The sequence below is a fragment of the Ensifer sp. MJa1 genome (assembly GCF_037026475.1).
GTDB lineage: Bacteria > Pseudomonadota > Alphaproteobacteria > Rhizobiales > Rhizobiaceae > Ensifer.
Genome location: NZ_JAKUMO010000033.1, coordinates 51,453 through 61,085, shown reverse-complemented (window position 1 = coordinate 61,085; position 9,633 = coordinate 51,453). Strand labels below are relative to the sequence as shown.

The 9,633-nt window shown below is 62.0% G+C and carries 11 protein-coding genes and 1 pseudogene; 8 read left to right on the top strand and 4 right to left on the bottom strand.

Translation table 11 applies throughout. The features are described 5' to 3' along the window. Positions 1-282 (bottom strand): hypothetical protein (locus MKZ91_RS29115; protein ID WP_336174504.1); only part of this gene is annotated, 282 nt, incomplete at its 3' end. Between the two features lies 1 nt (position 283). Between MKZ91_RS29115 and MKZ91_RS29110 the strand changes: the two genes are divergently transcribed. The 7 genes from MKZ91_RS29110 to MKZ91_RS29080 all read left to right on the top strand — a co-directional run bounded on the left by MKZ91_RS29110 (position 284) and on the right by MKZ91_RS29080 (position 5,330). Beyond that, complete coding sequence (locus MKZ91_RS29110) at positions 284-724, top strand: YaiI/YqxD family protein (RefSeq protein WP_336174503.1); 441 nt, start codon at positions 284-286, stop codon at positions 722-724. A gap of 43 nt (positions 725-767) precedes the next feature. Then, the gene (locus tag MKZ91_RS29105) at positions 768-1,418 is read left to right on the top strand and encodes a DUF1345 domain-containing protein (RefSeq protein WP_336174502.1); all 651 of its coding nucleotides are present in this window, start codon (positions 768-770) and stop codon (positions 1,416-1,418) included. Between the two features lie 21 nt (positions 1,419-1,439). Beyond that, entirely contained in the window at positions 1,440-2,273 is an 834-nt protein-coding gene (gene fghA, locus MKZ91_RS29100; RefSeq protein WP_336174501.1) for an S-formylglutathione hydrolase, read from the top strand. A 23-nt stretch (positions 2,274-2,296) separates the two neighbouring features. Beyond that, positions 2,297-2,674, top strand: a complete 378-nt coding sequence (gene crcB, locus MKZ91_RS29095; protein ID WP_336174500.1) for a fluoride efflux transporter CrcB — start codon at positions 2,297-2,299, stop codon at positions 2,672-2,674. Positions 2,675-2,888: 214 nt separating this feature from the next. Then, positions 2,889-3,881, top strand: coding sequence for an RluA family pseudouridine synthase (locus MKZ91_RS29090; protein WP_336174499.1), 993 nt, complete (start codon positions 2,889-2,891; stop codon positions 3,879-3,881). Beyond that, positions 3,881-4,546 carry an HAD-IA family hydrolase gene (locus tag MKZ91_RS29085; RefSeq protein WP_336174498.1) on the top strand — a complete coding sequence of 222 codons (666 nt, stop codon included), beginning with the start codon at positions 3,881-3,883 and terminating at the stop codon, positions 4,544-4,546. Before MKZ91_RS29090 ends, MKZ91_RS29085 begins: the two co-directional genes overlap by 1 nt. Then, the gene (locus tag MKZ91_RS29080) at positions 4,539-5,330 is read left to right on the top strand and encodes an ATP12 family chaperone protein (RefSeq protein WP_336174497.1); all 792 of its coding nucleotides are present in this window, start codon (positions 4,539-4,541) and stop codon (positions 5,328-5,330) included. The genes MKZ91_RS29085 and MKZ91_RS29080 overlap by 8 nt, the downstream gene beginning before the upstream one ends. Positions 5,331-5,462: 132 nt before the next feature. Here MKZ91_RS29080 and sugE read toward each other — a convergent pair whose 3' ends face one another. Next, positions 5,463-5,777, bottom strand: coding sequence for a quaternary ammonium compound efflux SMR transporter SugE (gene sugE, locus MKZ91_RS29075; RefSeq protein ID WP_336174496.1), 315 nt, complete (start codon positions 5,775-5,777; stop codon positions 5,463-5,465). Between the two features lie 301 nt (positions 5,778-6,078). Here sugE and MKZ91_RS29070 point away from each other — a divergent pair. Further along, positions 6,079-6,621 (top strand): annotated as a pseudogene (locus MKZ91_RS29070) (dihydrofolate reductase family protein). Positions 6,622-6,757: 136 nt separating this feature from the next. Here the strand turns inward: MKZ91_RS29070 and MKZ91_RS29065 are convergent. Next, positions 6,758-8,071 carry a replication-associated recombination protein A gene (locus MKZ91_RS29065; RefSeq protein WP_336174495.1) on the bottom strand — a complete coding sequence of 438 codons (1,314 nt, stop codon included), beginning with the start codon at positions 8,069-8,071 and terminating at the stop codon, positions 6,758-6,760. Then, positions 8,068-9,465: a DegQ family serine endoprotease gene (locus MKZ91_RS29060; protein ID WP_336174494.1), complete on the bottom strand. Its 1,398-nt coding sequence runs from the start codon at positions 9,463-9,465 to the stop codon at positions 8,068-8,070. The genes MKZ91_RS29065 and MKZ91_RS29060 overlap by 4 nt, the downstream gene beginning before the upstream one ends. Positions 9,466-9,633 lie beyond the last annotated feature (168 nt).

The window sequence follows — 9,633 nt, the reverse complement described above, 5'->3', positions numbered from 1 at the left end:
ACCCACACGATGCCGCTCGAGGACATCAACAAGGGCTTCGAACTGATGCATTCCGGCGAAAGCATCCGCTCGGTCGTTCTCTACTGAGTATGAAGTCGCGCAATTCCGGACGGAAAACCATTTCGCACTTTTACTGGAATTGCTTGGTAACTTAAACGACGTAATTCCGGACGGAAAACCGCTTCGCACTTTTCCTGGAATTGCTTCACAATCCGATTCAGAAAGGCGTCGGAGTCGATTGATTTCCGGCGCCTTTTCGCTCCCGTTGAGAAACTGATTCAAGATGATCTATGTTGATGCAGACGCCTGCCCGGTAAAAGCGGAAATCCTGAAAGTGGCCGAACGCCACGGGTTTGAAGTGACCTTCGTCGCCAACTCGGGCCTGCGCCCTTCCCGCGACCCGATGGTGCACAATGTCATCGTCTCGGCAGGCTTCGACGCGGCGGACAACTGGATCGCCGAACGGGCGAATGAGGGCGATATCGTCGTCACGGCCGATGTACCGCTTGCGGTTCGCTGCGTTGCCGCCGGCGCGCTGGTCACCGGCCCTTCCGGCCGTATCTTCGACAAGAGCAATATCGGCATGGCATCGGCCATGCGCGACCTCGGGCAGCACCTGCGCGAAACTGGGGAGAGCAAGGGTTACAACGCCGCCTTCACGCAGCGCGATCGATCGGCCTTCCTCGAAACGCTTGACCGACTCGCACGGCAAGCGAAAAAGTGATGATACGGCAGCCACTTCCGCTGCAGATCGCAGGGGCATCTGGATGACAGCGACGAAGACGAAGCTCAGGCACTGGCCGTTTTACACCGCCATTCTTTGCGCACTCGCAAGCGTGCCAGTCCTCTGGTTCGTGGCGCGACGATTCGCACTTGAAGGGGCTGCGATCACATTTTTCTGCGTCTATCTCGTCATGTGCTGGCGCCGCTTGCGGATGATGACCGGCCGGCACCTGAAGACCCATGCCAGAAACACCGACGAGCCCGAAGTCGTCATCCTGCTTGTGACTTTCGGGGCGGCCGCGAGTTCGCTTGTGTCCTTGTTCTTCGCCCTCAACGGAGAGAAGACGGGATCTGCGCTGGCGCTCGGCATCGCCTTTGCCTCGGTCGTGCTCGGCTGGGCGACCATCCACATGATGGCGGCCATGCACTATGCGCACATATACTGGGTGCCCGCTCCAAACGCGCAGACGCCGGAGCCTGCACGTGGTCTCGACTTTCCCAATACGCCCGAGCCCGGCGGCTTTGACTTCCTCTATTTTTCCTTCGTCATCGGCATGACCGCGCAGACCTCCGACGTCGCCATCACCACGACCGCCATGCGCCGCATCAACCTGATGCACGCGATCGTTTCGTTCTTCTTCAACACCGTGCTCGTCGCCGCCGCCGTCAACGCGGCCGTGCAGCTTGCCGGCTGAACAGTACTCAAGGAGCATTCCATGAAAGTCCTCTCCCAGAACACCGCGTTTGGTGGCATGCAAGGCGTCTTTTCGCACGAGTCCGAGGCGTGCAAGGGTGAGATGACCTTTGCCGTATTCGTGCCGCCGCAGGCGATCAACGAGCCGCGGCCGGTGCTGTGGTACTTGTCCGGCCTCACCTGTACCCACGCCAATGTCATGGAGAAGGGTGAGTATCGCCGCATGGCGGCCGAGCTCGGCCTGATCGTCGTCTGCCCGGACACCAGCCCGCGCGGCGGCGATGTGCCGGACGAGCTGACGAACTGGCAGATGGGCAAGGGCGCGGGCTTCTATCTCGACGCAACCGAAACCCCCTGGGCCGAGCACTACCAGATGTACAGCTACGTCACCGAGGAGCTGCCGGCCTTCGTCAGCCAGCACTTCCGCATGGATATGAGCCGCCAGGGCATCTTCGGCCATTCGATGGGCGGACACGGTGCGATGACGATCGCGCTCAAGAACCCGGATCGTTTCAGGAGCTGCTCGGCCTTTGCGCCGATCGTCGAGCCGTCGACCGCGGACTGGTCGGTCGGTGCCTTCGAAAAATACCTCGGCACGGACCGTGCCTCCTGGAGGCGATACGATGCCTGCGCCCTGGTCAAGGATGGCGCGCGCTTCCCCGAGTTCCTGATCGATCAGGGTAAGGCCGATAGCTTCCTTGAAAACGGCCTGCGTCCGTGGCTGTTCGAGGAGGCGATCAAGGGCACCGGCATCGATCTGACGCTGCGCATGCATGAACGCTATGACCACTCCTACTATTTCATCTCGACCTTCATGGACGATCACCTGAAGTGGCACGCCGAGCGGCTGGCCTGAGGCAATTTGACCGGGAGCGTTCGATGACACACCTCCTCCTCGTTGGCGCCGGCGGCGCGATCGGTTCGATCCTGCGCTATCTCGCCGGCCTGTGGGCGGTTCGTCGCTTCGGCTCGGGCTTCCCTTGGGGCACGCTCGGGGTCAACGTCACCGGCTCCTTCCTGATCGGGGTGCTGGCGGAAGTGATCATGCGCAAATTCGGCGCCTCGCCGGAGATGCGCGTCTTCCTGATCACCGGCGTTCTCGGCGGTTACACCACCTTTTCCGCCTTCTCGCTGGATGCGATCATGCTTGCCGAACGCGGTGATATCGCGCTTGCCGCCACCTATGTCGCCGCAAGTGTCGTGCTTTCATTGCTTGCGGTCTTCAGCGGGCTGGCTCTGATGCGCACAATAGTCTAAAGGCTGCAGCTACAAGCGCTGGGCGTCCAATGGGAGGCTGAGCGCATTGCTGCATCGTCCTTCAACCGTCATCGCTTCAAGGACATCGCCCATGCAGCGATCGAAGGATTGCGACAGCCTTGGCGCGCCTGGAGCCTCTCTCTTGCGTTCCCTTGAACGTGAAAGCTCCGGATCGACGCGCAGTGCTGCGGAAACAGGAAGCAGGTTCGCTCAAATGGCAGGTATAGAACACAGGCAGGTGGACGGTGACGAGGCAGGCATGCGCCTTGATCGCTGGTTCAAGGTGCATTTTCCGGGATTGGGTTTCGGCCCGCTGCAAAAGCTGCTTCGCTCCGGCCAGATCCGCGTCGATGGCGCGCGCGCCAAGTCCGATACGCGCATTCAGCCCGGCCAGACGATCCGCATTCCGCCGCTCGGGGTCGATTCCAAGGAAACCAAGACCGGCCCGATCGCCGGCCGCGACCTCCGGCATTCGCCGGACGGCGAGCTGCTCTCGCGCATGGTGCTGCACGAAGACGCAAAGGTGATCGTTCTCAACAAGCCGGCCGGCCTCGCGGTTCAAGGTGGTTCCGGCGTCAACCGGCATATCGACAAGATGCTGGAAGCCTGGACCAACCAGAAAGGCGAAAAGCCGCGTCTGGTACACCGGCTCGACCGTGACACCTCAGGCGTACTGGTGATTGCCCGCACCAGGGGTGCTGCCCAGAAGCTGACAGCCGCGTTCCGCGAGCGCGACACCAAGAAGACCTATTGGGCGTTGGTGAAGGGCGTGCCGCGCAAGCGCGAAGACCGGATCTCCACTTGGCTCGTCAAGGAACAGACGCCCGACGGCGACCGCATGCGCATCGGCAAACACGGCGACGACGGCGCCGACCACGCGATCTCCTACTATCGCGTCGTCGAACAGGCCGGCCAGAACCTCGCCTGGCTGGAGATGGAACCCTATACCGGCCGCACCCATCAGTTGCGCGTGCATGCCGCCCATATCGGCCATCCGATCATCGGCGACCCCAAATATTTCGAAGCGGACATCAACTGGTCGTTCCCCGGCGGCATGCAGAACCGCCTGCATCTGCATGCCCGGCATATCGACATTCCGCATCCGGACGGTGGCCGTCTTCAGATCACTGCACCTCTGCCGCCGCATATGGTTCAGAGCTGGAACCTGCTCGGGTTCGATGAAAACGCCGCGAGCGAGGACGACTGATGAAACTGGCTCTCTTCGACTGCGACGGCACCCTGGTCGACAGTGGCGGGCTGATCCACGAGGTGATGGCACGTACCTTCGAGACCTTCGAGCTTCAACGCCCGAGTGCTGAGGCAACCAGGGGCATAATCGGCCTCACACTCGATATCGCCATTGCCCGTCTGCTTGGCCGCGAGCACGTCGACGACCTGGCATTGACGATGACGGCGCATTACAAATCGATCTTCACCGACGTCCGCAGTGAAGGGGATTTCCAGGAACTGCTGTTTCCGGGGATTGCCGAGATGATGCAGATGCTCTCGTCTCGCGATGCATTGTTGATCGGCGCAGTCACCGGCAAGTCGCGACGCGGACTGACCCATATCGCCGCAACGCATGGCTTCGACAGCATCTTCTTTGTCTCTCGAACGGCCGACGACTGCCCGTCCAAACCGCATCCGGCTATGGTGACCGAGTGCTGCTCGGAAGCCGGCATCGACGCGAAGGACACCGTCGTCATCGGCGACGCGATCTACGACATGCAAATGGCCAAGGCCGCAGGTGCGGCCGCCATCGGCGTCGCCTGGGGCTATGCGTCGGTGCCCGATCTCATCGAGGCCGGAGCGGATTTCGTCGCCCAGACGCCAGCCGACATCATTGAATGGATGGAACACAATCATGCCTGATATTCGCGACGAACTCAGCGGTGCCATGAGCCACGAGGATCCGGTCCGCCGCGCGCAGATCCAGATGCTGAAGCCGCTGCCGAAGCGTTTCTACAAGGAAGTCAGCGTGGCCGAGGCGGAAGGCGACGCCTATGGCGTGCTGCTCGACGGCCGACCGGTACGCACGCCGGCAAAGCAGCTTCTCGCCGTACCGACGCGCAAGCTCGCCGACATGCTGGCAACAGAATGGGATGCGCAAGCCGAGGTGATCGATCCCGGCCAGATGCCGATCACCCGTATCGTCAACACCGCACTCGATGGCGTGGCGAAAGACCAGCGTTCGGTGTTCGACGACATCCTGCGCTTCGCCGGAACCGATCTCCTGTGCTATCGCGCCGGCGGTCCGAACGAAGCGGGCCTGATTGCACGGCAGAACAAAATCTGGAATCCGGTGCTCGATTGGGCCAAGAAGACGCTCGGCGCGCACTTCATCCTCGCAGAAGGCGTGATGCATCAGGAGCAGCCGCAGGAAGCGCTTGCCGCCTATGCCGAGGGCCTGCGCGCCTTCGCAACCCCTCTCGGGCTAACCTGCCTCCACTCCGTCACCAGCCTGACGGGCTCGGCCCTGCTGTCGCTTGCCTTCGCCTCTGGCAGGCTGTCGGCAGAGGAAACCTGGGCGGCCGCCCATGTCGACGAGGACTGGCAGATCGAACATTGGGGCACAGACGAGGAAGCCTTCCGCCGACGCGAAAACCGATGGCAGGAAATGCAGGCCGCGGCTGCGGTCCTCGACGCCTTGCGCTGACGGAGCCGGCAGAGCTGCCGATCAAGACAAGTACGGGCTGCGCGTTACCAACGCGCAGCCCGTACCGTTCTTACAGTGAAGTTATCATCGCCTCACATGCGCTTCGCGTTACGGCATACAATCTACGCTAGGTTAGGCAGCGAGCTTCAGACCGGCAATGCCGCTGACGATAAGCGCGATGCAGCCAAGACGGACGACAGTCGCAGGCTCGGCAAAGAGGAAAATGCCGAGGATCACGGTGCCGACGGTACCGATGCCGGTCCAGACGGCATAGGCCGTGCCGAGCGGCAAGGTCCGCACTGCGAGACCAAGCAGCGCGACGCTGAGCACCATCGAGCCGACGGTCAGGATCGTCGGCGTAACGCGCGTAAAACCATCCGTGTATTTGAGACCAATTGCCCAGCCGATTTCAAGGATACCGGCAAGCAGAAGAAGGAACCAGGCCATGTCAAACTCCTAACGTTGGAGCGAGGCCGTCCCCGCGGATGTTCGGTATCGACATACTCGAACCGTGCAGCCGTCTGCAATGCGGCTTCTATCTCACACTCCAACTCCGACAACAAGGCTCCCAAGGGCAGATCAGACTTGCATCGGCGGCAAGGCTAAACGCGGAATCCGCTCCAGAACTTAGAGCTCATCGCGTCCTCAAACGGCTCAACACTGAAGCCGGCGGCCGATTGTAACCAACTTGATTTCTGCTTAGGATTGCCCATTCCCCATTGAGGTACTGCGGAGGAGACCCTGCAGCATGGCGAAGCTCGTGTTCGCATTGAACCAGTCTCTGGATGGGTATGTCGACCACACGGAGTTCGCCCCCGATCGGCTGCTGTTTCGTCACTTCATCGAGGACACGCGCGGCCTGACCGGGAGCATTTACGGTCGCCGCATGTACGAAGTCATGCGGTATTGGGATGACGACCATCCGGAGTGGGACGAGGATGAGCGCGCCTATGCTGAGGCGTGGCGGCACCAGCCAAAGTGAGTTATGTCACGCTCGCTTAAGTCCGTTGGCCCGAATGCCACTCTTGTCGCAGAGGACACCGAGGCAGTAATCCGCGGGTTGAAAGCGCAACTGTACGGAGAGATTGAAGTCTCCGGACCCGCGCTCGCCCACAGTCTGGCCGACCTCGGCCTTGTTGATGAGTATCGGCTATACATCCATCCCGTCGTGCTTGGCCGCGGCAAGCCGTTCTTCGCCGGTCCCCGGCCGCCGCTGCGGCTTGTGGCAAGCGATCGGTTTGGCGCGGATGTCATCCGCTTAACGTATGTTCCAGCTCAGTCGCCGGATTGACGGGCCGCGCGATCGCCTTTTCGCACAGCCCCGCCGAGAGCACGGAACGCGAATGGCACGGGCGCGCCACCAACCCCCTCGCCCTCGTCCAGTGCGCCACAAGGCGGGCCCGGCTGCACGGTCACCGGTGGACAATCTAGGTCGAATTGCGCTCTCGGCGCAGCTTTGACCACCATTCCAGCCGCTTGCGGATTTCCCGTTCGAAGCCGCGCTCCGGCGGATCGTAGTAGGTCTGGCGCCCCATTTTCTCCGGAAAGTAATCCTGGCCAGAGAACGCATCCGGCTCATCATGGTCGTAGCGATAGCCGTCGCCGTACCCTTCGCCCTTCATCAGCTTGGTGGGCGCATTGAGAATATGCTTCGGCGGCAGCAGCGAGCCGTTTTCCTTGGCCGAGCGCATCGCTGCCTTGTAGGCCGTGTAGACGCCGTTCGATTTGGGCGCGGTCGCCAGGTAGACGCAGGCCTGCGCCAGCGCCAGTTCGCCTTCCGGAGAGCCCAGGTAATCGTAGGCATCCTTGGCGGCATTGCAGATGACGAGCGCCTGAGGATCGGCAAGCCCGATATCCTCCACCGCCATGCGCACCAGGCGTCGGCCGAGATAGAGCGGGTCCTCACCGGCATCGAACATACGGCAGAGGTAGTAGAGTGCAGCATCGGGATCGGAACCGCGAACCGACTTGTGCAGGGCGGAGATCAGATTGTAGTGCCCGTCCTGACCCTTGTCGTAGACCGGCGCCCGGCGCTGGACGATGTTTTGCAGCGCCGCGACGTCGAAGATTTCGTCGCGCCGTGCCGCGCGCCACACTTCCTCGGCCAGCGTCAAGGCGGCGCGGCCATCGCCGTCGGCCATGCGGATCAGGCTGGCGCGAGCGTCCGCGTCGAGCGGAAGCCCCTTGCCTTCCGTCTGTTCGGCCCGCGACAAAAGCTCTGCCAGGCTCTCCTCACCGTGCGGCTTGAAGGTCAGAACCCGGGCGCGCGACAGAAGAGCGGCGTTGAGCTCAAAGGACGGATTTTCGGTGGTCGCACCGACGAGAATGACGGTGCCATCCTCCATCACCGGCAGGAAACTGTCCTGTTGCGCCCGGTTGAAACGATGGATCTCGTCGACGAAAAGCAAAGTCTGTCGACCGGACATGCGCCGCGCGCGCGCCGCCTCGAACACCTTCTTCAGGTCGGCGACACCCGAGAAGATCGCCGAGATCTGCTCAAAGGCGAGCCCCGCCTCTCCCGAGAGCAGCCGCGCAACGGTGGTCTTGCCCGTGCCCGGCGGCCCCCAGAAGATCATCGAACCGAGCGACCCGGAAGCAATCATTCGGGTCAGCACGCCATCCTCTCCGGTCAGATGCTCCTGGCCGGTGACCTCTGCGAGCGTGCGCGGACGGAGACGGTCGGCAAGCGGTCTCGCCGACGTCATCTCAGGCGGTTCGGAGGCGGAGAACAGGTCGCTCATCGGAAGAACTGACGGATGATCTGCCCGTCCCGTTCGATCTCGACGCGCCAGAACGAAGCGTCGTCGGCCATCACCTGCTCCAGCGTCTTTGAGCTGTCAATCGCGGCGCCGTTGACCGAGCGGACGATGTCCTTTGGCTCCAAACCGATGCGCGCTGCAGGAGAGCCACGATTGACCGCGGTGACGACCACCCCCTTGAGCGACGTCGACATGCGCAGTTCGTCGGCAAGGCGCGGCGAGAGATTGGCGACGACAGCGCCCGCGAACGGGTTGCGTCCCTCGATCAACCGCTCATCGCGCGGCGCGGTTTCGGGTGCCCTATCGAGCTTCAGCGTCACCTCATGCGGCTTGCCGTTCTCCGACACCGTCACGCGCGCCTCGTGGCCAATGCCGACGGTCGTCAACCGGTAGCCGAGCGCATCCGGATGCTCGACATCAATGCCGTTGACGGCCGTGATCACCTGCCCGGGCTTGATGCCGGCCTGAGCAGCAGGGCCGCCATCGACGACCGCAGTCACCAGCGCGCCACGCGCTCTGTTGAGGCCGAGCGCTTCGGCCACTTCAGAGGTTACCGGCTCGAAGCTTGCCCCGATGAAGGGGCGCACAAAGGCGCCGTTGCCGCCTTCTGCCGACGCAACGAACACCTTCACCAGATTGGCGGGGATAGCGAAGCCGACGCCATTCGAGCCGCCGCCCTTCGAGAAGATCGCGGTGTTGATGCCGATGAGTTCACCGTCCATGTCAATAAGGCCGCCACCCGAGTTGCCCGGGTTGATGGCTGCGTCCGTCTGGATGAAGAAGCCGAAATCGCCCGATGAAACCTGATTGCGCGCCAGAGCCGAGACGATCCCGCTCGTCACCGTCTGGCCGACGCCAAAGGGGTTGCCGATCGCAAGCACGAGGTCGCCGACCTCGACGGCGTCGGAATCACCCAGCGGCACAATTTCGAAAGGACCATCCGACTGGATCTTCAATACGGCGAGATCGAGCCGGTCGTCCTTGAGCACGATCTTGCACGGGAATTCACGGCCGTCTGCCAACGCCACCTTGATGTCGTCGGCACCTTCGATGACGTGGTTGTTGGTGACCACGATGCCGTTCTTGCCGACAATGACGCCGGAGCCGAGCGAAGACTGCTTCTCCGAGCGGTTCGGCATGCGCTGGCCGAAAAACTCTTCGAAGAAGGGGTCGCCGGAAAAGATCGAGCGCCGTTCGACCACCCGCTCGGCATAAACGTTGACCACCGCATTTGCCGTCTGCTTGACGAGCGGCGAGAAAGACAGCTGCATTTCCGTGCGCGACTGAGGGACGATTTTGGCGTCCTGGGCGAATGCCGGACAGGCGAGTGAAACGGCGATAACGAGCGAAGCAATCGCTCTTTGACCCAAGTTCATATGAAGCATTCTCCTATTCGTCGCGGCTACGTTCAGATAGGATTTCGCGGGAAAAAAGGCAAATGTTGGCGCAAGATACGCAAACCGGCGAGCTTCACGCTCTGCACACGAAAACGTGGTTCGGCGCCCCTTTCACGGTGATCGAAAGTCTGGTGAGGTCGTACAAGA

Excerpts from the sequence above, each read along its gene's own strand:
- MKZ91_RS29090 (WP_336174499.1), top strand. The coding sequence starts at position 2,889 with ATGGCAGGTATAGAACACAGGCAGGTGGACGGTGACGAGGCAGGCATG.
- MKZ91_RS29080 (WP_336174497.1), top strand. The coding sequence starts at position 4,539 with ATGCCTGATATTCGCGACGAACTCAGCGGTGCCATGAGCCACGAGGAT.
- MKZ91_RS29110 (WP_336174503.1), top strand. The coding sequence starts at position 284 with ATGATCTATGTTGATGCAGACGCCTGCCCGGTAAAAGCGGAAATCCTG.
- sugE (WP_336174496.1), bottom strand. The coding sequence starts at position 5,777 with ATGGCCTGGTTCCTTCTTCTGCTTGCCGGTATCCTTGAAATCGGCTGG.
- MKZ91_RS29065 (WP_336174495.1), bottom strand. The coding sequence starts at position 8,071 with ATGAGCGACCTGTTCTCCGCCTCCGAACCGCCTGAGATGACGTCGGCG.
- fghA (WP_336174501.1), top strand. The coding sequence starts at position 1,440 with ATGAAAGTCCTCTCCCAGAACACCGCGTTTGGTGGCATGCAAGGCGTC.
- MKZ91_RS29105 (WP_336174502.1), top strand. The coding sequence starts at position 768 with ATGACAGCGACGAAGACGAAGCTCAGGCACTGGCCGTTTTACACCGCC.
- crcB (WP_336174500.1), top strand. The coding sequence starts at position 2,297 with ATGACACACCTCCTCCTCGTTGGCGCCGGCGGCGCGATCGGTTCGATC.
- MKZ91_RS29085 (WP_336174498.1), top strand. The coding sequence starts at position 3,881 with ATGAAACTGGCTCTCTTCGACTGCGACGGCACCCTGGTCGACAGTGGC.
- MKZ91_RS29060 (WP_336174494.1), bottom strand. The coding sequence starts at position 9,465 with ATGAACTTGGGTCAAAGAGCGATTGCTTCGCTCGTTATCGCCGTTTCA.